Source organism: Erwinia papayae, assembly GCF_058241465.1.
Genome location: NZ_JBZCHT010000009.1, coordinates 2,113,517 through 2,133,882 on the forward strand (window position 1 = coordinate 2,113,517; position 20,366 = coordinate 2,133,882).

At 52.2% G+C, this 20,366-nt stretch carries 22 protein-coding genes; 14 read left to right on the top strand and 8 right to left on the bottom strand.

What is annotated here, in order from left to right; translation table 11 throughout:
* Positions 1–87: 87 nt before the first annotated feature.
* Positions 88–291 (bottom strand): hypothetical protein, encoded by a 204-nt coding sequence (locus tag AC3RPL_RS14905; RefSeq protein ID WP_490740574.1) that lies wholly within the window; start codon positions 289–291, stop codon positions 88–90.
* 399 nt (positions 292–690) lie between these two features.
* On the opposite strand from AC3RPL_RS14905, the gene cyoA reads away from it, so the two are divergent.
* The 6 genes from cyoA (at position 691) to AC3RPL_RS14935 (ending at position 7,122) form a co-directional block, all read left to right on the top strand.
* Positions 691–1,617: a cytochrome o ubiquinol oxidase subunit II gene (gene cyoA, locus AC3RPL_RS14910; RefSeq protein WP_490740575.1), complete on the top strand. Its 927-nt coding sequence runs from the start codon at positions 691–693 to the stop codon at positions 1,615–1,617.
* A gap of 4 nt (positions 1,618–1,621) precedes the next feature.
* A complete protein-coding gene (gene cyoB / locus AC3RPL_RS14915; protein WP_034933478.1) occupies positions 1,622–3,613 on the top strand; it encodes a cytochrome o ubiquinol oxidase subunit I in 1,992 nt (663 codons plus the stop codon).
* A complete protein-coding gene (locus AC3RPL_RS14920; protein WP_034933480.1) occupies positions 3,603–4,217 on the top strand; it encodes a cytochrome o ubiquinol oxidase subunit III in 615 nt (204 codons plus the stop codon). The genes cyoB and AC3RPL_RS14920 overlap by 11 nt, the downstream gene beginning before the upstream one ends.
* A complete protein-coding gene (locus AC3RPL_RS14925) occupies positions 4,217–4,546 on the top strand; it encodes a cytochrome o ubiquinol oxidase subunit IV (protein ID WP_034889739.1) in 330 nt (109 codons plus the stop codon). Before AC3RPL_RS14920 ends, AC3RPL_RS14925 begins: the two co-directional genes overlap by 1 nt.
* Before the next feature lie 14 nt (positions 4,547–4,560).
* A complete protein-coding gene (gene cyoE, locus AC3RPL_RS14930; RefSeq protein ID WP_034933482.1) occupies positions 4,561–5,448 on the top strand; it encodes a heme o synthase in 888 nt (295 codons plus the stop codon).
* Positions 5,449–5,760: 312 nt separating this feature from the next.
* On the top strand, positions 5,761–7,122 hold the full coding sequence (locus tag AC3RPL_RS14935) for an MFS transporter (RefSeq protein WP_490740576.1): 1,362 nt from the start codon (positions 5,761–5,763) through the stop codon (positions 7,120–7,122).
* Positions 7,123–7,195: 73 nt separating this feature from the next.
* Here the strand turns inward: AC3RPL_RS14935 and AC3RPL_RS14940 are convergent, their stop codons facing one another.
* Positions 7,196–8,110: a LysR family transcriptional regulator gene (locus AC3RPL_RS14940; RefSeq protein WP_490740577.1), complete on the bottom strand. Its 915-nt coding sequence runs from the start codon at positions 8,108–8,110 to the stop codon at positions 7,196–7,198.
* A 121-nt stretch (positions 8,111–8,231) separates the two neighbouring features.
* Between AC3RPL_RS14940 and hpxD the strand changes: the two genes are divergently transcribed.
* Positions 8,232–9,269: a molybdenum cofactor-independent xanthine hydroxylase subunit HpxD gene (gene hpxD / locus AC3RPL_RS14945; RefSeq protein WP_490740578.1), complete on the top strand. Its 1,038-nt coding sequence runs from the start codon at positions 8,232–8,234 to the stop codon at positions 9,267–9,269.
* Between the two features lie 11 nt (positions 9,270–9,280).
* A complete protein-coding gene (locus AC3RPL_RS14950; RefSeq protein WP_490740579.1) occupies positions 9,281–10,246 on the top strand; it encodes a PDR/VanB family oxidoreductase in 966 nt (321 codons plus the stop codon).
* Between the two features lie 4 nt (positions 10,247–10,250).
* Here the strand turns inward: AC3RPL_RS14950 and AC3RPL_RS14955 are convergent, their stop codons facing one another.
* Genes AC3RPL_RS14955 through AC3RPL_RS14965 form a run of 3 tightly spaced genes read right to left on the bottom strand, consistent with a single transcriptional unit; the run spans position 10,251 to position 12,195 of the window.
* Positions 10,251–10,757, bottom strand: coding sequence for a DUF1543 domain-containing protein (locus AC3RPL_RS14955; RefSeq protein WP_490740580.1), 507 nt, complete (start codon positions 10,755–10,757; stop codon positions 10,251–10,253).
* A 14-nt stretch (positions 10,758–10,771) separates the two neighbouring features.
* Positions 10,772–11,413, bottom strand: coding sequence for a LysE family translocator (locus tag AC3RPL_RS14960; RefSeq protein ID WP_034933491.1), 642 nt, complete (start codon positions 11,411–11,413; stop codon positions 10,772–10,774).
* Positions 11,410–12,195, bottom strand: a complete 786-nt coding sequence (locus tag AC3RPL_RS14965) for a YqcI/YcgG family protein (RefSeq protein ID WP_034933494.1) — start codon at positions 12,193–12,195, stop codon at positions 11,410–11,412. Before AC3RPL_RS14965 ends, AC3RPL_RS14960 begins: the two co-directional genes overlap by 4 nt.
* 113 nt (positions 12,196–12,308) lie before the next feature.
* On the opposite strand from AC3RPL_RS14965, the gene AC3RPL_RS14970 reads away from it, so the two are divergent.
* The 4 genes from AC3RPL_RS14970 to AC3RPL_RS14985 all read left to right on the top strand — a co-directional run bounded on the left by AC3RPL_RS14970 (position 12,309) and on the right by AC3RPL_RS14985 (position 15,923).
* Positions 12,309–13,220, top strand: a complete 912-nt coding sequence (locus AC3RPL_RS14970) for a LysR family transcriptional regulator (RefSeq protein ID WP_490740713.1) — start codon at positions 12,309–12,311, stop codon at positions 13,218–13,220.
* A 237-nt stretch (positions 13,221–13,457) separates the two neighbouring features.
* Positions 13,458–14,801 (top strand): heme anaerobic degradation radical SAM methyltransferase ChuW/HutW, encoded by a 1,344-nt coding sequence (gene hutW, locus AC3RPL_RS14975; protein ID WP_490740581.1) that lies wholly within the window; start codon positions 13,458–13,460, stop codon positions 14,799–14,801.
* Complete coding sequence (gene hutX, locus AC3RPL_RS14980; RefSeq protein WP_490740582.1) at positions 14,782–15,276, top strand: heme utilization cystosolic carrier protein HutX; 495 nt, start codon at positions 14,782–14,784, stop codon at positions 15,274–15,276. The genes hutW and hutX overlap by 20 nt, the downstream gene beginning before the upstream one ends.
* On the top strand, positions 15,276–15,923 hold the full coding sequence (locus AC3RPL_RS14985; protein WP_490740583.1) for an SDR family oxidoreductase: 648 nt from the start codon (positions 15,276–15,278) through the stop codon (positions 15,921–15,923). The genes hutX and AC3RPL_RS14985 overlap by 1 nt, the downstream gene beginning before the upstream one ends.
* A gap of 135 nt (positions 15,924–16,058) precedes the next feature.
* Here the strand turns inward: AC3RPL_RS14985 and AC3RPL_RS14990 are convergent, their stop codons facing one another.
* Positions 16,059–16,550: a YajQ family cyclic di-GMP-binding protein gene (locus AC3RPL_RS14990; RefSeq protein WP_034933508.1), complete on the bottom strand. Its 492-nt coding sequence runs from the start codon at positions 16,548–16,550 to the stop codon at positions 16,059–16,061.
* 139 nt (positions 16,551–16,689) lie between these two features.
* On the opposite strand from AC3RPL_RS14990, the gene panE reads away from it, so the two are divergent.
* Together panE and yajL are read left to right on the top strand one after the other, a co-directional pair.
* Positions 16,690–17,610, top strand: coding sequence for a 2-dehydropantoate 2-reductase (gene panE / locus AC3RPL_RS14995; RefSeq protein WP_490740584.1), 921 nt, complete (start codon positions 16,690–16,692; stop codon positions 17,608–17,610).
* Entirely contained in the window at positions 17,570–18,169 is a 600-nt protein-coding gene (gene yajL / locus AC3RPL_RS15000) for a protein deglycase YajL (protein ID WP_490740714.1), read from the top strand. The genes panE and yajL overlap by 41 nt, the downstream gene beginning before the upstream one ends.
* A 128-nt stretch (positions 18,170–18,297) precedes the next feature.
* Here yajL and AC3RPL_RS15005 read toward each other — a convergent pair whose 3' ends face one another.
* Both AC3RPL_RS15005 and thiI read right to left on the bottom strand, forming a co-directional pair.
* Positions 18,298–18,633, bottom strand: coding sequence for a nuclear transport factor 2 family protein (locus AC3RPL_RS15005; protein ID WP_034933511.1), 336 nt, complete (start codon positions 18,631–18,633; stop codon positions 18,298–18,300).
* A 254-nt stretch (positions 18,634–18,887) separates the two neighbouring features.
* Complete coding sequence (gene thiI / locus AC3RPL_RS15010; RefSeq protein ID WP_490740585.1) at positions 18,888–20,336, bottom strand: tRNA uracil 4-sulfurtransferase ThiI; 1,449 nt, start codon at positions 20,334–20,336, stop codon at positions 18,888–18,890.
* Between the last annotated feature and the right edge of the window lie 30 nt (positions 20,337–20,366).

Below are 20,366 nucleotides of genomic sequence, written 5' to 3' on the forward strand. Positions count from 1 at the left end.
GCTCCAGTAAATCGTTCGCTATATAGCGAAATACATAATGGTAATCACTTTTGCATATTGTCAATGGTGAAATGATAACGGATGTCATCAGAAAGTGATCTCCGCCACAATCCGGATATTGCCGGAGAAATCTGGCAGTACGCTGCGGTTCCAGCGCGGAAAAATCCGGGCCGATGAGGTGAAATAAAGGAAGAATTGGCTGATGCAGGTCGGGTATAAAAACTGGCAAATTGCACATTTTCTGGTCAACCAATGTGACCATGCTGGCGGGTAATCAGCAATTGTTAACATTTTTCCTGCTGGTGTAATCGGTCGCACGCCAGGTTATTTCATAAAAGATTTTACAGTTTTACCCCATTTCAAAGAGAATATTAAAAACCGGTGCGTTATTATTCCGCTTTAATTTCCCCCATTAAATGATGCAGATTTGTTAAATATTTGAGTGGTAAATTCTCTGGTTATAGCAACCGCTTTTTCATAAAGGGTTTTCACATCATTTTTTGTTATATTCATGCCAACCCCCTGCGTTTATTAATATTTTGTCACCTAAAGCAACATCTGTGACAGCCTTTGCAAAAGGTGTCTACACGCCGCTGACACAAGTTTCTGCTGGTTTACAGTAATGAAACCTTCCCGTAAAATGCCGCCACACTTAAACGACAATAGAGCCCTTGTCATTGAGGTCGTTAAATGAGACTCAGGAAATACAATAAAAGTTTGGGGATTTTGTCATTAATTGCAGGCACTTTATTGTTAAGTGGCTGTGATAGTGCATTGTTAAATCCCAAAGGACAGATTGCACTGGAGCAACGTTCGCTGATACTGACAGCCTTCGGCTTGATGATGATCGTCGTAATTCCGGCAGTCTTGATGGCTGTGGTGTTCGCCTGGAAATATCGGGCATCGAATACCGAAGCCAAATACAGTCCGAACTGGTCACACTCTAATAAAGTGGAAGCCGTGGTCTGGACCGTTCCGATTTTGATTATTCTCTTCCTTGGTGTTCTGACGTGGAAATCAACTCACGCGCTTGAGCCGAGCAAACCGCTGGCATCCAATGTCGAGCCGGTTGAAATCGATGTGGTCGCACTGGACTGGAAATGGCTGTTCATCTACCCGAAACAGGGTATCGCTACCGTCAATCAGATCGCTTTCCCGGCCAATACGCCAGTAAATTTCAAGATCACCTCAAACACCGTGATGAACTCCTTCTTCATCCCAACGCTGGGTAGCCAGATTTACGCTATGGCAGGAATGCAGACCAAACTGCATCTGATTGCCAACGAACCCGGTACATTTGACGGTATCTCCGCTAACTTCAGCGGTCGCGGCTTCTCCGGTATGAAGTTTAAAGCGATTGCCACCCCGGATCAGGCTGCTTTTGATCAATGGGTTGCAAAAGCAAAACAATCATCCAACACGCTTATGACAATGGATGATTTTGAGAAACTGGCTGCGCCGAGCGAAAACCATCCGGTTGAGTTCTACTCTGCTGCTAATCCTGAACTGTTCAAACAAGTTATTGGCAAGTTCAAGATGAGCCACGGGAAAATGGACATACCCGGACACGAAGGCATGGACATGAGCGAAGCCTCTCACGCGGGAGCCGAGGAATAATACGATGTTGGGAAAATTAACCCTTGATGCAGTTCCGTACCACGAACCGATTATCGTGGTGACGGTTGCCGCCATCCTACTTGGTGGACTGGCTATTGCTGGAGCAATCACTTATTTCGGTAAGTGGCAATACCTGTGGTCAGAATGGCTGACGTCTGTTGACCACAAGAAACTCGGTATCATGTATATCATCATGGCCTTCGTCATGCTGCTGCGTGGCTTTGCCGATGCAGTGATGATGCGTAGCCAGCAGGTGCTGGCTTCTGCGGGTGAGGCCGGATTCCTGCCGCCCCATCACTATGATCAGATTTTCACCGCCCACGGCGTGATCATGATCTTCTTCGTGGCGATGCCGTTCGTGGTCGGCCTGATGAATATCGCCGTTCCTTTGCAGATCGGTGCGCGCGACGTTGCTTTCCCGTTCCTTAACAACCTGAGCTTCTGGTTCACGGCTGTGGGCGTGGTGCTGGTTAACCTGTCGCTGGGCGTGGGCGAATTTGCTCAGACCGGCTGGCTGGCCTACCCTCCCCTCTCCGGCGCGGAATACAGTCCGGGGGTGGGCGTTGACTACTGGATATGGAGTCTCCAGCTGTCGGGTATTGGTACGACATTAACCGGGATTAACTTCTTCGTTACTATCCTGAAAATGCGTGCGCCAGGCATGACTATGTTCAAGATGCCGGTATTTACCTGGGCATCTCTCTGCACCAACGTATTGATTATCGCCGCTTTCCCGGTACTGACCGTGACGCTGGCGCTGTTGACCCTTGACCGTTATCTGGGCTTCCATTTCTTTACCAACGAAATGGGCGGCAACATGATGATGTACGTCAACCTGATTTGGGTATGGGGTCATCCGGAAGTGTACATTCTGGTGCTGCCGGTGTTCGGTGTGTTCTCCGAAGTAGTGGCAACCTTCTCCAAAAAACGTCTGTTTGGTTACACCTCGCTGGTATGGGCAACGATCGTTATTACCATCCTGTCCTTTATCGTCTGGCTGCACCACTTCTTCACCATGGGTGCAGGTGCCAACGTGAATGCCTTCTTCGGTATTATGACGATGATCATCGCCATTCCGACCGGCGTAAAAATCTTTAACTGGCTGTTCACCATGTACCAGGGACGCATTCAGATGCACTCTGCCATGCTGTGGACCGTCGGCTTCCTCGTCACCTTCTCCGTTGGGGGAATGACCGGGGTACTGCTGGCAGTGCCAGGTGCTGACTTCGTTCTGCACAACAGTTTGTTCCTGATTGCCCACTTCCATAACGTAATTATTGGTGGTGTGGTATTTGGCTGCTTTGCCGGCGTGACTTACTGGTTCCCGAAAGCCTTTGGTTTCTGCCTGAACGAAAAATGGGGCATCCGTGCCTTCTGGTTCTGGATTATCGGCTTCTTTGTTGCCTTTATGCCACTGTATGCACTCGGCTTTATGGGCATGACCCGTCGTCTGAGCCAGAACATTGACCCGCAGTTCCATCCATTGCTGGTGGTGGCTGCCTGTGGCGCCGCGCTGATCGCCTGTGGCGTGCTCTGCCAGGTAATTCAGTTCTGGGTTTCTGTCCGTGACCGTGAGCAACTGCGCGATCTGACAGGCGATCCATGGGGCGGACGTACGCTGGAGTGGGCAACCTCTTCGCCACCACCGTTCTATAACTTTGCTGAAGTGCCGGTTATCCACGAGCGCGATGCGTTCTGGGAAATGAAAGAAAAAGGTGAAGCTTACAAACAGCCTGCTCAGTATGCCGAGATTCACATGCCGAAAAACAGCGGCGCAGGTGTGGTGATCGGTGCATTCAGCCTGGTATTTGGTTTCGCCGCTATCTGGCATATCTGGTGGCTGGTGGGTCTGTCATTCCTTGGCATGATTGTCTCCTGGGTCATCAAGAGCTTTGATCAGGACGTTGATTATTACGTTCCCGTTGCCGAAATCGAAAAAATCGAGAATCAGCACTTTGACGAAATTAGCAAAGCAGGTCTGAAAAATGTCAACTGAAACTCTGGCTAAACACCACGACGCCCATGCGGAGCATGGGCATCACGATGCAGGAGCCAACAAGGTTTTTGGCTTCTGGATCTACCTGATGAGCGACTGCATCATCTTCGCCACCCTGTTTGCCACTTACGGTGTAATGGTAAACAGCACGGCGGGTGGTCCCGCAGGTAAGGATATTTTTGAACTGCCTTTCGTTCTGGTCGAAACGGCGCTGCTGCTGTTGAGCTCCATTACCTATGGCTTTGCTGTTATCAACATGAACAAAGGCAGCAAAGGGGCGGTTATTGGCTGGCTGGCACTGACCTTCCTGTTTGGTCTGGGCTTTATCGGGATGGAAATCTATGAATTCCATCATCTGATTATGGAAGGCTTCGGCCCGCAGCGCAGCGGCTTCCTGTCGGCATTCTTCACGCTGGTTGGTACTCACGGTCTGCACGTAACCTCTGGTCTTATCTGGATGGCCGTGCTGATGTATCAGATTTCCCGTCATGGTCTGTCTGATACCAACCGTACTCGCGTGATGTGCCTGAGCCTGTTCTGGCACTTCCTGGATGTTGTCTGGATTTGCGTATTCACCATTGTCTACCTGATGGGAGCCATGTAATGAGTCATTCTGCAAACGAACATGGTGCATCACACGGTAGCGTCAAGTCTTATATGATCGGCTTTATTCTGTCGATCATTCTGACGGCGATCCCGTTCTGGATGGTGATGGATGGCGGTGCTTCTAAAGCAACCATTCTTGGTGTGGTGCTGGTGTGTGCCGTGGTCCAGGTGCTGGTGCATCTGGTGTACTTTCTGCACCTGAACACCTCTTCTGAAGAGAGATGGAACCTTGTGGCGATTGTCTTTGCCGCAATCATCATCTTGATAGTTGTTGTTGGCTCGCTATGGATCATGTGGAACCTCAACTACAACATGATGGCTAACTAACCGAGCTACCTGTGATGATAAAGCAATACCTGCAAGTAACAAAACCAGGAATTATTTTCGGAAATCTGATTTCTGTTATCGGGGGGTTTCTGCTGGCCTCTAAAGGCCATATTGATTACGCCCTGTTTCTCTTCACCTTAGTCGGCGTCTCGCTGGTGGTCGCATCGGGTTGTGTTTATAACAACTTTATTGACCGTGACATCGACGTAAAAATGGAGAGAACCAAAAATCGGGTGCTGGTTAAAGGCCTCATTTCTCCGACAGCATCCCTGGTTTATGCCACCTTTTTGGGTATTGCAGGATTTGCGCTGCTGTATTTCGGAGCTAACCCGCTGGCCATGTGGCTGGCGGTCATGGGCTTTGTGGTGTACGTCGGCGTCTACAGCCTGTATATGAAGCGTAACTCTGTTTACGGCACGCTGATTGGTAGCCTGTCAGGCGCAGCGCCGCCGGTCATTGGCTACTGCGCTGTGTCCGGTCAGTTTGATGCCGGTGCGTTGATTCTGCTGGCGATTTTCAGCCTGTGGCAGATGCCGCATTCATACGCCATTGCCATCTTCCGTTTTAAAGACTATCAGGCAGCCAATATCCCGGTGTTACCGGTGGTGAAAGGTATTTCCGTTGCTAAAAACCATATCACGCTGTACATCCTGGCGTTTATGATTGCCACGTTAATGCTGACTCTGGTGGGCTATGCGGGCTACAAATATCTGGTGGTCGCCGCAGCGGTCAGCGTGTGGTGGCTGGGGATGGCGCTGTCAGGCTATAAGACGCAGAACGATCGCGTCTGGGCCAGAAAGCTGTTTGTCTTCTCAATTGTCGCCATTACCGCTCTGAGCGTGATGATGTCGGTAGACTTTATGACGCCAGCATCAAAAGACCTGCTGACTTACCTGATGTGAGTTAAATCCTGTTTCAATAAGGGCACCGGGTGCCTTTTTTTTGCCTGAAATTCAGTGGACAGTGACTTGAGTTTACCCTCAGCCTTGATAATAAAATCTGCCAATGGTTTCTGACAGCAGAAACGTAACCTGCCATTTCACATCATTCGACGACCTTCTGGACGTCCGTCGCTTCCCTTAGTGCCAGTGATTGTCAGCCATCCGGATCATACGATGCTCCCCCTTTCTTTTTGTTACGACTTTAATTAATAAAAATTTTACCCACCCCGCCCTGCCACATAAAATGCGCATAACAGATAATTTGAGGTTGTAATGAACGATAACAAAATGACTCTGGTGGAGCTGCGGGCCACCTGGGGCTTAGGAACCGTTTTTTCTCTGCGTATGTTGGGCATGTTTATGGTTTTGCCCGTTCTGACCACCTATGGTATGGCCCTCCAGGGAGCCAGTGAAGCCTTAATTGGGCTGGCTATTGGCATCTACGGCCTGGCGCAGGCTGTTTTTCAGATCCCTTTCGGTTTGCTGTCAGATCGCATTGGACGCAAGCCATTGATTGTGGGTGGATTGCTGATCTTTGTTTTGGGCAGCGTGATTGCTGCCTGTACCACCTCCATCTGGGGTGTGATCCTTGGCCGTGCCCTGCAAGGCTCAGGCGCTATCGCCGCCGCCGTGATGGCGCTACTTTCCGACCTGACCCGCGAACAGAATCGCACCAAAGCAATGGCATTTATCGGTATCAGCTTTGGCGTGACTTTTGCGCTGGCAATGGTGCTGGGACCTGTCATCACCCACGCACTGGGCCTGCATGCACTGTTCTGGATGATTGCTATCCTCGCCGCCAGCGGCATTCTGATCACCCTGTTGGTGGTACCCTCGACACCCAATCATCTTCTCAACCGTGAATCCGGCATGGTAAAAGGCAGCTTTAAAGCAGTGCTGATGAACAGCCGTCTGGTGAAGCTGAATGTCGGCATTATGTGTCTGCATATCTTGCTGATGTCGAGTTTTGTCGCCCTGCCCGGAGAATTTGAGCAGGCAGGCTTCCCGGCAGAACAACACTGGAAAGTCTACCTGATTACCATGCTGATCGCTTTTTGCAGCGTGGTGCCGTTTATCATTTATGCCGAAGTGAAGCGCCGGATGAAGCGGGTTTTTGTCTGCTGTGTCGCTCTGATGTTAATTGCGCAAGTGGTGCTGTGGGGAGCAGGTAACCATTTCTGGACTCTGGTGGTCGGTGTACAGCTGTTCTTTATCGGTTTCAACCTGATGGAAGCCATATTGCCTTCGCTGGTCAGCAAAGAGTCACCGGCAGGTTATAAAGGAACGGCGATGGGGCTTTACTCCACCAGCCAGTTTATTGGCGTGGCCATTGGCGGCAGCCTGGGCGGTTGGATATTTGGTCATTTTGACGCGCAGACGGTGTTTCTGGTCGGTGCAATCATTGCGGCCGGCTGGCTGCTGCTCAGCTGGACTATGCAGGAGCCGCCCTATGTCAGCAGCCTGCGTATTGTCCTGAGGGATGACATCGACATCCCGGCGCTGGAAAAAAGATTAAACGCACAACCCGGTGTCGCCGCCGTCTTTATCGCTCAGGAAGAGAAAAGTGCTTACGTAAAAATAGACAGTAAAGTGACCAGTCGTCCCGAGCTGGAAGCGCTGGTTGCCAGTTGCTGACGTCGGCAAAGCGTTAAAACAGGCCCGGGTTCGGGCCTGTTTTAAGTAAAAGTCGCTGCTGTTTTTTGTATTGTTAGTCCTTATGCCTGTGCAGCGCTTCAATTACCCCACAAAGTCGCTGAATAACATGCTGAGCGGCTCGCGATAACTGTCGGGAAGGTGCGGTGCATAATGCCAGCGTAAGCGGGCGCAACTGGCTGTTTCTGAGGGGGACAAAACTCAGATTTCCTCGCCTGACATCCGTCATCACATCCAGGCGACTCAGGATACAGACCCCGGCCTTCTGCATAATCATATTGCGAATAAGACCAATGTCATTACAGGAGATGAAATTATCCGGAAATTGCCCGTTGCGATGATAAAGCGAGATAACCCGTTCGTGAACCACCAGAGAGGCCTGCGGGATAATATGCCGTTCACCGCTCAGTTCACTCAGGCTGAGGCTTGTTCTGGTGCTCAATTGATGATCGACAGGCAGCACAACCCCCATTTCCAGTTCGGCAAAAGCCAGCACTTCAAGCCCGCTGACAGCACCAGGATCGAGTATCAGACCAAAATCAACCTCAGAATCGCGGATCATCCGGCAAATCTCTGAGCTGTTTTCCACCGCCAGTTTTAGCGTCAACCACTCATTTTTGACCGCAACCGTTGCCAGTTCCTCAGCAATATCCCCTTCGGTCAACGCCTGAACCAGCCCGGCACTGACCTGACCACGCTTCATCCCCTGAATTTCGTCAAACCGTTGACGGGTGACGCTGAACTCGCGCTGCCAGCGTATCAGGTCGCCATACAGCAGCTCTCCGGCTGTTGTCATCCGCATTCCTTCCGGCAGACGTTCAAACAGCGCGATAGCGAAACGCTCTTCCGCCTGCAAAATCTGTCGGTTAATCGCCGAGGCGGAGACGTGTAGCTTCTCAGCGGCCTTCCGCAAACTGCCGCTGCGCGCAACCTCAATAAAATAAACCGCGAGACGGGAAAAGGGACTCATCACCCGCCTGTCTCCTTTTTTGCAACACAACAGTGAATTAATGCTGATGGATTAGAACACATTAAAGCATTAACAATATCCGGACAAACATAAAGGTAAACTGCTAAGCGAATCACGGGATATGGGTATGAACAAAATAACGCCTCCTGCACACTGTACTTTTGAACCTGACGACTGGCTGCGACTGGCGCAGCAGTGGCATCCCGTTGCCCGTTCATCAGATATCACCAGTGCGCCATCCAAAGCCGTGCTGCTCGATGAGTCGCTGGTGATTTACCGCATTAACAACAACGTCGTGGTGGCGCGTGATATCTGCCCCCATCGCGGCGTTCCATTGACGCTTGGCTTTCATGACGCAGAGGGCATTGTCTGTCCTTATCATGGACTTCGCTTCGGTGAAGATGGCAAGTGCAACCGTATTCCCTCCAGTCCCGATCAGCCCATCCCGGCGAAACTGAACCTGCTGACCTTTCAGGTTGAAGAACGCTATGGTCTGGTATGGGTCTGCATGATCCCGGATGCGGAGAATCCTGCCCTGCTGCCGGTAATGCCCCACTGGACAGACGACGGTTTCCAGCAGATTAACTGTCCGGGATTTGACGTAAACGGTTTTGCCGGACGCCAGGTGGAAGGATTTCTTGATGTGGCCCATTTTGCCTGGATACATACCGAAACCTTCGCCGACGCCAATAATCAGGTGGTGCCCGCTTACAATCCGGTTGAAAAGGCATTCGGCTTTGAAGCCGACTACTGGAGCACGGTTGGCAACTATCCGGCCAGCGCACAGCACCAGGCTACGGAAGGATTCCAGTGGCTACGCCATTTTGAAATGCATCTTCCCTTTACCGCCACGCTGACTATCCATTTTCCGGGAGACTCGCGGCTGGTGATTATGAACGCCGCTTCGCCCGTTTCAGCGCGAAAAACCCGCATGTTTGCGCCGATAGCGAGGAACTTTGATCTGCATGTTCCCGTGGAAGAAGTCCATGCCTTCAACCAGCGGGTGTTTGAAGAAGATCGTCTGATGGTGGAAACCCAGATGCCGGAAAGATTACCGCTTGATCTGACACTGGAGGCGCATATTCCCGCCGATCGCAGCTCGATTGCCTATCGCAGAAGCCTTAAGCGTATGGGATTTGGTGAATTTTTCCTGGTATGAGGGAGGTAACGATGACGAACCTGATCAAGGTAGTGGTTGACGGCATATGGCGTCAGGGCGATCGCAATCTGGGGATCAGCCTGGTCGCAGAGAACGGGCAGGCGCTGCCTGACTGGCAACCAGGTGCGCACATTGATGTTTATCTCAGGGAGAATCTGATACGACAATACTCACTGACCGGAGCAGCCGGTCATCCCGGTGAGTACCAGATCTGTGTGGCGCGGGAACAGCAGTCGCGCGGCGGCCCAGCCTGGATACATGATGTGCTGCGTCCTGGGCAGAGCCTCAGTATCTCCGCTCCCCGCAATCTCTTTCCTCTGCAACCCGCCGGAAAGGTTATTCTGCTGGCTGCGGGGATTGGCATCACGCCACTGTATGCGATGGCAGAAGCGCTTGAAGCCAGTGGAATCCCCTTTCATCTACATTATTATGTCCGCAAGCGAAGCGATGCGGCATTTCTTGCACCGTTATCGAGAGCTTTCCGCCATGGAACCTGTGAAATCTGGTCCGGCAGCGACGGGCAAAGTCCACGTACCCATACGCCTGCCGCGCTCAGCCAGCCTTCAGCGCAGACTCATCTCTATCTTTGTGGCCCTGAAGGCTTTATGACACAGATGGCAGATACGGCCATCGGCGCTGGCTGGCAGGAAGAAAATATCCACATGGAAGCCTTCAAACCACTGTCATCCGCGACGAGTGAAAGTGGCGATAACTTCACGGTCACCCTCTCTTCCACGGGCCAGCAGTGGGTTGTACCTGCGGAAAAGTCGATTGCCTGCGTGTTAATTGAGAACGGCATTGATGTGCCGCTTTCCTGTGAAATGGGTATGTGTGGCGCCTGTCTGACAGCGGTGAAGCAGGGGATGGTTGATCACCGGGATACCGTTCAGTCAGAAGGCGAAAAACAAGCAGAGCAGCAATATGTTGCACTTTGCTGCTCGCGAAGCCTGTCGCCAGAGCTGGTGATTGATCTTTAGCCTGTCAGACGCCGATGGGCTGATAGCCCTGCCATTCCGGCACAAACCGCGCACCGGTTTCAGACGGGGTGAGATGGATGTAAAGATTGCCGAGCTTTTCCAGCAGCAGGCAGTCATCGACATCTTTAAGGTTATCTTTGTGCTGTTGCAACGCGCCATTCAGCAGGCTCTCCATGCCACGGGCTTTCGCTTCTTTCATGTTTTTTGCCACAAAAAAATCAAAAGCATGTAACTCTGCCAGGCTGGAAGGATGATAACCTCCGGCGTTGACAAACCAGAGTCGCATGGTCTGCTCATCCGGGGGCGTCGCGCTCAGAGTGATCGTGTAACCATCAGCCCATCTCACTCTGGCGTAACCATCGATGTGTATCTTATCGGGGTCGCCAAACCAGGCTTCACGCAGCGCAGGCCAGGCATCTTCCGGCTTGTCAGCCGCAACAAACTGGATGTCATGAACTTCAATATTCGATTTCCCGGCATTACCACCCAGGTAAAAAATATACAAATACACGTCAGCTTCCTGTATCAAAGGGACCTGTGCGAAATCAGGCTCGCTATTTCGAGTACGTTGTATATCACCCCACATAACGCCACGCCAAGTAAAAACAGGGAAGAGGTCAGCTCAATGGTTCTGCCGTGACGGGATGGCATCCACCGTTTAACCGTCAGAATATAGAGCGTAAGAATGGCAAAATCGAAGAAAATCCACACCACGCACAGCGTCATGATACTGGTGCTGAAATCACGCGTTACCGCAATAAACTGTGGGAAGAAAGAGACGAAGAACAGAATATCTTTCGGATTAGCAATGCCGGTCATAAAGCCGCGAAAGAAGCCGCCGCGGTGGTTTATTGCCGGTTTGACCGTCGGGCCATCCTGTGCTGGGCGGCTCAACAGGCTCTGAAGCGCGGTATAGCCAATGTAAAGCGATCCGGCCACGCCGGTCAGCCACAGCCAGACCGGCGAGAGTGAAACAACCCCTTTCAGGGTCAGCGTGGCCAGTGCAATAAGCACCAGCGATGCGCCGTTGGTGCCCACCGCCGTGGCAAAAGCGCTGCGATAACCATAACGGGCAGCCGTGCCGGTAATTAATGCCACTACCGGGCCGGGCGTCAGCAGCAGCATCATGACCGAAAGAATGTACGCCCCCAAAAGAGTGATGTTCATTGCAATTTTTTTTCCTTATGGATGTGAAGTGGACAGCCGGAAAAACTGGCCGAACCGGGTTCGTTTAACTGATATTGTTTCCATTCCAGACTGCCATCATCGCCATAAAATCCGAGTTCACCGGGCACATAGCCCTGATTGTAATCACTGACTCTGGCGCGGATTTTCTCGCGGATTTTGATCCCTTTAGGGTCGCGATGGCTGGCAAGAATGTCGAAATGGGGCCTGGGGTTAATGACAAATACCACCCTTTCGCCGAGATTCCGGCTGCGTAGCCGGGCGTGTCCGGGACAGCTGATATTGATAAAGAGTTCTGTGCCGCCAAAACAGAATGACCAGGCACTCTCGTCAGGCGAAGTAGGAATATGTTCCGGCCAGGGACGGGCATCGTGGTCATGCAGCATTTGCAACTGCTGCCATGCGAACCGGTGAGCCTCGTCGAGAGAAGAGAATTCGTTCTGCTCAAAGATCAGGATCAACGGGCTGTACAGGCGTTGCTCCTCCGGCAGAGTCTGTGTCCGCCTGATAAATAAATTCATCACCGAGAGCATCTCACTGCTGGCCTGTTGCCGGCTGATAAATCCAAACAGCAGGCTTTCAGATTTCCATGCATGACGGGCGAATAAGCAGGGAAAATGCCGGTCTTCCAGTTTGTCAGCGATATCGCTGAATCCGTCCAGCCTCCAGCCTTTGCGTGCCCGCGCACCCACTATATCTCTGTGCAACATCATTAAATCGGTCTGCCTGAGTATCGCCCCGTTGCTGAGTAACCTGTCTTCCATCTCGTTTCTCTGTTAAGCCTTATTGCCGGACGGAATTATTCATTTCCGGACAGCACTTGAAAAACGGATAAAACTCGCGCTTAATGTGAAAAAAAATCAAAATGAGAAAAATGATGTCACTTCCACCGCTCTACGCATTACGCGCATTTGAGGCAGCAGCAAGGCTCGGCTCATTCAGCAAAGCCGCAGATTTACTCAATGTTACGCCAGGGGCTATCAGCCGACATATCCGTACCCTGGAAGCCCGGTTTGACTGCGAACTGTTCAGGCGAAACGGTCCCCGTATCATCGTTACCGACGCGGGGCGGGTGCTGGCAAATCAACTGACTGAAGGTTTCTTTTGTATCGAACGGGCCTGCTTTGCCTTTCGCAGCAATAATCACAATCTACGGCTGAAAGCGCCCTCCACCCTGACCATGCGCTGGCTTCTGGACGTGCTGAACGCCTTTCGTGAGAGCAACGCCACGCCGCATGTGGAAATTACCAGCGTCTGGATGGATACCGATGTGGTGGATTTCAGCTTTGAGCCCTATGACTGTGCAATCCTGCTGGGCAATGGCAATTTCGGCGAGACAACAGCCAGCAAACTGCTGTTTGATGAGTGGTTAATTCCGGTGTGTACACCGCTGTTGAAGACCGCTGCTCAGGTCAATCTGGCAGGCTGTGAGCTGATTCACCCTTCTCCCGATCGCCGTGACTGGCGAAGATGGCTCAAGAAAACCGGCAAATATCCGGGCCTGAACCTCTCAGGCGGTAAGGTCTTTGACACCCTCGAACAGGGCAACCTCGCGGCTATCAGCGGGCATGGCGTTTCTGTTGGCGATCTTCTGTTGAGCCTCGAAGCCATTAATAACGGCCTGCTTTCGCTGCCTTTTGAACAGGCCGTTGCCACCGGCGACGGTTACTATCTGGTCTGGCCGGCTAATTCACCCAGGCTAAAAAATATTGAGTTGCTGTTTGACTGGCTGAAAAAATCGGTGCCTGTCTTACCGCAAAAAGGAATCCTTTACAGCGACCCTGTATGACAGCGATAGCCTGCGTTCGGCATGGCATCCGGACAGCATACCCTCAGGTTTTCTGTTAACCCTTTCTGTCATCATCCCTGAGCTGGCGGCAGCGTTCTTATGCCGCCTTAAACACGCTTAACAGTGATTAATTATCAATCCCCTTCGCTCATCCTTGACTTAAATCATCGTCATCATGTTGAGAAATGATAATGATTATCTTTTGACTCTCTTCCCTCTGCCTTATGGAAAAGGACTATGCAAATTGATTTAACCCCGTGGTTTGCACAACCCGGCGTTCAGGCTTTTACTGAACGTCGGACTGCCATGCCGTGGCGTAACAAAACGCCATTAGCGGCTGACGCAATTCAATCCGCCTGGCAAAGGTTATTGCAGCAATCCTTGCCGCCCCGTAAACGTCTGCTCTATCTCCACATTCCGTTTTGCGACACCCGCTGTACATTCTGCGGCTTTTACCAGAATAAGTTTCACGCCGATGAGGCCGAAAAATATGTCAGCTATCTGCTACGTGAAATCGAAATGGAAGCCGACAGTCCGTTACATCAGTCAGCCCCAATCCATGCAATATATTTTGGCGGCGGCACCCCGACATCACTCTCAGCGCAAGGACTGTACCGTATCATCAGCCTGCTGAGGAGCAGGCTGCCACTGGCACCGGACTGTGAAATCACCATTGAAGGCCGGATTCTTAACTTTGACGATGCGCGAATCGATGCCTGTCTGGACGCCGGAGCCAATCGCTTTTCGATTGGCATACAAACGTTTGACAGCCGTATTCGTAAGAAGATGGCGCGGACATCCGATCGTCAGCAATCCGTCGCTTTTCTAAAGGCACTGTGCCGTCGTGACCGGGCAGCAGTGGTCTGCGATTTGATGTTTGGCCTGCCCGGACAGACGGCGGAAAGCTGGCAAACCGATCTCGAAACGGTCAGGGACATTGGCCTTGATGGCGTTGATCTTTATGCCCTGAACCTGCTTCCTACCACGCCCCTGGCTAAAGCCGTGGAAAATCAACGCACGGATCTGCCGGATGTCACTGAACGGCGGGATCTTTATCTTCAGGGTGCCGCCCTGCTGGCAGATTATGGCTGGCGACAGTTAAGCAACAGCCACTGGGCCAGAACGACCCGAGAGCGCAACATGTACAACCTGCTGATTAAGCAGGGTGCCGACTGCCTGGCGGTCGGCTCTGGCGCTGGCGGTAACCTCAATGGTCAGGCGTATATGATGCACCGCCAGCTGGAAAACTATTACCAGGCGCTGGACAACGACCAGAAGCCCATTGGCATGATGACGCCAGCTACAGAGCATCCACAGCAATGGCGTCACCAGTTGCAGGGCGGAATTGAAGCAGGACGGCTGGATCTGACGGCGCTCAGCCCGGATGCCGCCACACTTCAACCCCTTATTGAGCAGTGGCATCAGTCAGGGCTGCTGACTGACAATTCGCTCTGCCTGCGTCTTACCGACAGTGGGCGTTTCTGGGCCAATAACCTGATGCAGTCACTGGCAGAAATTTTTATGCAACTTAACGCCACCCCATCCGAAAAAGGAAGTCATTATGCAACCCACCCTCTTTGAATTTATGCAGACAAATCCGGACGGTACGCTGGAAGAGATTGCAGAGCGTTATGCCGTGCCGCTCCAGACGGTGATTACGGCATTACCTGTCAGAACATTGATCGACGGTACGCACTTTGATGCAGTCTGGGACAATATCACCCGCTGGGGGGATGTGACCACGCTGGTAAATAATCAGGATATTATTCTGGAGTTTCACGGGGAATTACCCTCTGGTCGTCACGGCCACGGTTATTTCAACCTGCGCAGCAAACAGGGACTGAGCGGTCACATTCGTGCCAGCCACTGTCAGCACATTGCCTTCGTCGAACGTCCTTTTATGAGCATGGCAACCGCCTCGGTTATTTTCCTTAACGCGCATGGCCAGGCTATGCTGAAAATCTTCGTGGGTCGCGACAGCCATCGGCAGTTGCAACCCGACCAGCTCAACGCTTTTCGCCAACTGGCAGAAGCCCTGCAACAGGGAGAGAATTAATGGCAAAGTGGCTGATTTTTGGCGCAGCCAGAGGAACCGGCGCGGAGTTGTTGCACTTTGCCGTCAAGCATCAACAGCCGGTGGTGATAATGGTGCGTAAACTGGAAGATGCAGAGCGGCTGGCGGCAATGAACAACGTACAGGTATTCGTCGGCGATGCCTGCGATACCCGCAGCGTGATACAAGCCTGTCAGGCTGCCGGACCTGATGCCGTAATTATTTCTACTATAGGTGGTCATCACGACTATCTCGCCCACCGCAATATCATTGACTGCGCCGAGCTGACCGGCATCAGCCAGATGCTGATGGTGACATCGCTTGGCTGCGGCGACAGCTGGCCGACATTGTCCGAGCGGGCCAGACAGGCATTTGGTCAGGCGGTCAGAGAGAAGTCGCTGGCAGAAAGCTGGCTGCAAACCAGTCGGCTGGCCTGGTGCATTATCCGGCCCGGCGGTCTGCTGAATGGTGAAGCGACCGGAAAAGGCCAGCTGCGGCAAAACAGAGAGGTTCATGGCCTGATACGTCGTGCAGATGTGGCACTGGCAATTATTTCCCTGCTTGAAAACCCGCTGGATAATCAAATCTACAGCCTGGTCGAGCCGGGGTTAACGCCCGAAAACAAACCGGTCAGCGGCGAAACCAAGTAGCCGCTGCACAAATCCTGCCTGCCAGGGAATAGGCACCCGGCCCGCATGGAAGCGGCTGAATGCCTGAACCGCGTCCGCAAACAAAGAAAAGCATGAGTCTGTGACACCGGGGGCGAATCAGTTCGCCCTGTTTGCTTAGTCGCGGAAGTTTTTGAACTGAAAAGGCTGACCAAGATTACCACCGCGCACCACCGCCATGGCGCTTTGCAAATCGTCACGGGACTTGCCGGTAACCCGCACTTCTTCACCCTGGATTTGTGACTGCACCTTCAACTTACTGTCTTTGATCAGTTTCACCAGTTTTTTTGCCACGTCGGTGGGAATGCCTTTTTTCAGCTGGGCATCCACCGCCCAAGTCTTGCCGCTGTGTTCAATTTCTTCCGGGACTTCCAGCGCGCCGCCCTCAATCCCACGCTTCAGCAATTTTTCACGTAGAATATCCACCAGCTGTTTCACCTGAAAATCAGATTCGCTCAACACCCTGATTGATTCATTTTTCTCGTTCAGCTCGTAACTGGCGGTCACATTGCGAAAATCGAAGCGGCTGGACAGTTCACGGTTAGCATTTTCAACGGCATTTCTCACTTCCTGCATGTCGATTTCTGAAACAACATCGAAAGATGGCATGATGTATTCTCCTGATTCTAAAGTGACAGGCATAATACCGACTTAGCTGGCTTAAAAAAACCACCCGCGTCTGAAGCTGTAGTAGAAAAACCAGGTGCCGGGGGGCGGGCCATATTTCACCCGTATGCGGAGAGGATCAATGAAGATTACCGTCTTAGGATGCGGAGCCTTAGGGCAAATCTGGCTGGCTGCCCTTGCCGCCCGTGGACATGATGTTCAGGGCTGGTTAAGGGTGCCGCAGCCCCATTGCGCGGCAGAGGTGGTGACGCCGGATGGCGAAGTCATTAACAAAACCTTTATCGCTAACAGCACCACGTTTCTGCGTGCCAGCGAGTTGTTGCTGGTGACGCTGAAAGCCTGGCAGGTATCCGGGGCGGTAAAAAACGTGCAGTCTCTCCTGCCTGAAGCCTGTCCGGTTCTTTTACTGCATAACGGCATGGGCACCCTGGAAGAGCTGAAATCTCTGCAACAACCGCTGCTGCGCGGCATTACCACACATGCCGCCACGCGCGACGGCTCGCGGGTAGTCCATGTTGCAACGGGGATTACGCATATTGGCCCGGTATCCCCGAACGGCGAACGCTTCAGCGATCTGGCAGAAATGCTGCACCAGGCCTTGCCGGATGTCGCGTGGCACAACAATGTCGCTTCCGCAGCCTGGCAAAAACTGGCGGTCAACTGCGTGGTCAATCCGTTAACGGTGAAATATGACTGTCCGAATGGATTACTGCTCAACCATCAGCAGGAAGTGGCAACACTGTGTGATGAAGTGGCCAGCGTAATGGAACGTGAAGGCCACCATACTTCGCGTGAGGCGCTACTTGATTATGTGATGGATGTCATTAACAGCACCGCAGCCAACACCTCTTCGATGCTACAGGACATCCGCGCGGGAAGACGGACCGAGATAGACTACATTAACGGCTATGTGATTCGTCGTGCCAGAGCACAGGGCCTGGTCACACCGGAAAACAACCGGTTATATGAACTGATTAAGCATAAGGAACAAAATGATGAGCATCAACGCATCGGTACTGGTTTGCCTGGCCGCTGGCAGTGAAGAAACGGAGGCGGTGACCACCATCGATCTGCTGGTGCGGGCAGGCTTATCGGTGACCACCGCCAGCGTAACCGAAGATGGCAGTACAGAAATTCGCTGCTCACGCGGCGTCAGGCTGATAGCTGATGCGCCACTGATTGAGGTCGCTGATAACGATTTTGCGGCCATCGTTCTTCCGGGCGGTCTTAAAGGCGCTGAAGCGTTCCGCGACAGCCCGCTGCTGGTTGAAACCGTTCGTCAGTTTCACCTTTCCGGGCGCATCGTGGCCGCTATCTGCGCAGCAGCCGGTACGGTACTGGTGCCGCATGACCTGTTTCCGGTGGGCAATATGACCGGATTCCCCGGCCTCAAACACACCATTCCTGAGTCAAAATGGATGGATAAGCGGGTCGTGTGGGATCCCCGCGTCAATCTTCTCACCAGCCAGGGACCTGGAACCGCCATTGATTTTGCCCTGAAACTGATCGACCTGTTGTTGGGAAAAGAAACAGCGCATCAGGTTGCCAGCCAACTGGTGCTGGCCGCCGGTATTTTTGATTATCGTGAATGGGTGGAATAACTGCCGCTGAGCTTTGTTAAGACAAATTTCCAGACTGTGATCCCTGTGCAGCCCCAGTTCCCTTTCTACTCAATCCCGATTCTGACCGCAGAGAATCGGGATTAAATCGCAAAAGCCCCTCGATTTTGTCAGGGAAAATAAAACCAGGCGGTGCTAATCAGACCGTCGTTGACCTCGAAGACGGCAACGCTCTCCAGTGGATTGGCAGATAAACCATAAATAAGCTCATGGTCGAATACTTTATTGCCCAGTACGATTCTGGAAATAAGCTCGGCCTTCAGCTGAGGATTGTTAAAACGGTTATTGATGTAGAACTCCCTCAATGCGGCCTTACCCGTTGTTGACGGTGTTTCAGCAGGCATACGATATCCGCGAAAGTCATCAGCAAAACACGCGATAAAAGCCTCAATATCATGCGCATTGTAAGCAGCAAACTGCGCCTTAACTGGCAAATCGACCGACATACCACCCCTCCATATTGACTATTTATTCACTTTAATAGCATTAAAATTCATAATTTAACAGCATAGTTTGCTGCCGTTTTGCTGTTGCGTCGGAGACAGTAACCAGATTTTTGTCGGTATTGCCGTTCAGGAGAACAATGATGACCCTGTAAAAATTAGTTAATTCATATTGTTACAGGAATTGCATTACTGAGGTGAGCATGCCGGATCATCAATTACTGCGGGCAAGGGGCGAATGAGTTCGCCCCGGCAATTTATGGACGGTAAACCCTGACGTTGGTAAAACCCTGCTCATGCAGGTACAGAGCCTGTAAGCGGCTCATCACGCCACGTTCGCAGTAAAGGAGCCAGGTTTTGCTCTGATCGAGATCGCCAAACTGGCTGCTGAGTTTGTAAAACGGCAGGCTTTTCACCTCGACACCACCCAGCTCCAGCGGCCTGTCGTCCTGCTCATCGGGGGAGCGGATATCCAGCACCACATCGTTGGGGCTGAAAGACACCACGGTTTCCACCTCCACCACTTCCTGCTGCGTTTCTTCAGCAATCTGGCGAATATCAACATTGGTCGCTTCTGCCACCACCCGGTCCAGAATGGTAAAGTCGAAGTTTTGCTCTTCCGCCTCAATTTTCGCCTTCACTGCCTTCACCGTCGGGCTTTTTGAAATAACGCCACAGTATTCCGGCATAGTGCGGGCAAAATCTTCCGTGCCGATTTGCCGCGCAAGGTCAATGATCTGCTCTTTGTCATGGGAAATCAGCGGACGCAGGACAAGGGTATCAGACGCATTATCGATCAGCCGCAGGTTGGTCAGCGTCTGGCTGGATACCTGACCAAGCGCTTCGCCGGTAACGATGGCCTGCACACCATAGCGTTCTGCGATGGTTGACGCCGCACGGACCATCATCCGTTTCAGCACCACCCCCATCTGACCATCCTCCACTTTTTCGAGGATCTCCCCCACCACCGGCTCGAAGTTAATGGCCACGAAACGCACCTTGTGTGAGCGGCCAAAACGGTGCCACAGATAGTGCGCCACCTGACGGACACCAATCTCATGCGCCGCGCCGCCCAGGTTGAAGAAGCAGTAATGTACACGACAACCACGACGGATCAGCATGTAGCTGGAAACGCCGGAGTCGAAGCCACCAGAAATCAGCGACAACACCTCTTCCTGGGTGCCAATGGGGAAACCGCCAATGCCGGCAAAACGCCCGGTGACCAGCAGCAGACGATCGTCGTCGATCTCCAGATTGACCGTCACTTCAGGATGATTGAGCTTAACCTGAGCGCTGGCAACATGCTGATTAAGACCGCCCCCCACATAACGCTCAACGTCCTGCGAGCTGAAGGCCTGTTTGCCACGACGTTTAACCCGGACACAGAAGGTTTTTCCTGCAATCCTGTCGCGATTCAGCTCCAGCGTTTGTTCAAAAATATGATGAATATCGTTGTAAGCACGATCTTCCACCGCAAGGATATGATGAATACCGGGAATACGGGTCAGTTCCGCGACGATATTACCGCGCTGGCTTTCATCTTTCGCCCGCACCTCAATATGGTCCCAGTGACGCACAACGGCCAGGGCCTCGTCGTACTGTTTCAGCACGTTGCGGATATTAGTGGTCAGAATTTTAATAAAACGCAGACGAACAGACTGACTTTTAATCGTAATTTCCGGGAAAAGCTTGATGATAAACTTCATGGTGACAGGGCTCAAAAGGCAATAAGGCGC